The sequence below is a fragment of the Corynebacterium sp. CCUG 69979 genome (assembly GCF_024454095.1).
GTDB classification, from domain to species: domain Bacteria; phylum Actinomycetota; class Actinomycetes; order Mycobacteriales; family Mycobacteriaceae; genus Corynebacterium; species Corynebacterium genitalium.
On the sequence record NZ_JAGPZA010000042.1, the window covers coordinates 1 to 1159 of the forward strand.

Consider the following 1159-nt stretch of genomic DNA (forward strand, 5'->3'; position numbering starts at 1 on the left):
GAAAACGGCATGGAATTGCTGTGGTCGGCAGCAGCCCTTGTGCTCTACGGCGGCGGTGTACGCGACGACAAGATGCTGCAAAAACTCGAAGCACTCGTGGGTGAAGTCGAAGTGTTTGAAACCTCGACCTCGCGCACAGGCGACGGGCAACGCACGGTCTCACGTAACCGGCGCGAGCGCAAGATTCTCACCGTCGCAGAACTGGCCAGCCTCGACCAAGGCCGAGCACTCGTGCTCGCATCCAAGCGCCGCCCCCTGATCGCCCAAATGGAACCGTGGTGGCAACGCCCCTGGGATAACGACACACGCAACAAACTAGGAGCCAAGTAACCCATGCAACCGCAATTTCCCAGCGTTTACGAGTTTGTAGACCAGATCATCTTGCCGTACTACGGCGTGTCCTCAGCCCGGATCAACTCAGTGAACTGGTCCGCGCGCTGGTGGGCACACCCAGAGGTCATAGCCCGTTTAGAGGGTCTGTGGCTGCGCTATGAATCCCTGCGCCAAGACGAACCAGCCACCTACATGGAGACGTTCTTCCGCGTCCACGCGGACTACCACATGAGGGTGCTCATGGGTGAACACTCCGTGATGCAAGACTGCCGCCGAGAAGACGTCCCAACCATGCACCTGCCCACAAGCCCCGTCGAAGAAACCAAGGAGAACTAGACCATGGCGAACCCCAGAGCACACACACTGCGCGAAATCGACCTGACTCTTGCCCGCGCGCTGAAACAGGCGCGCGCGGTGGCCCGGGCCGTTGAACAAAAACAGGTGGCCGCGCGCGCCCACCCGCGCACCCGCACGCCGGGACCGAACAGCTACAAGCGCATGAGCACTGGCGAACTCGCCGCTGCATTCCTCGCCGGCGAAGCGCTGTACCGCTGGACGCACCAAGAGCAAGGCTTCTTCCACGACGAGTTGCACAACCGGGGTTTCGAAGAGTCCCTAGCGACCTCGCAAGACGAGCAGTACGAACCCGCTAACGACGATGACCGCATCGACACACCCCGCTTCGACCACACCGTCGCATCGTTAGCGGTGCTGACCACGGCAGGGCTGGAGAATCTGGCGGACTCCATTGACGAGGTCATCCTCGGTGGTGACGGGCGCGTGCCAGGGGCATTGCCGCCCTCAGAAGTCATTGAGGATATGCAGA

Annotated in this window: 3 protein-coding genes; all 3 read left to right on the forward strand. The window is 61.3% G+C overall.

Annotation, left to right across the window (positions count from 1 at the left end; translation table 11 throughout):
• On the forward strand, positions 1-330 hold a 330-nt coding region (locus KBX18_RS11710), incomplete at its 5' end, for a TraM recognition domain-containing protein (RefSeq protein WP_255996269.1).
• Positions 331-333: 3 nt separating this feature from the next.
• Positions 334-669 carry a DUF4913 domain-containing protein gene (locus KBX18_RS11715; protein WP_255996270.1) on the forward strand — a complete coding sequence of 112 codons (336 nt, stop codon included), beginning with the start codon at positions 334-336 and terminating at the stop codon, positions 667-669.
• A 3-nt stretch (positions 670-672) separates the two neighbouring features.
• Positions 673-1159 (forward strand): hypothetical protein (locus KBX18_RS11720; RefSeq protein WP_255996271.1); only part of this gene is annotated, 487 nt, incomplete at its 3' end.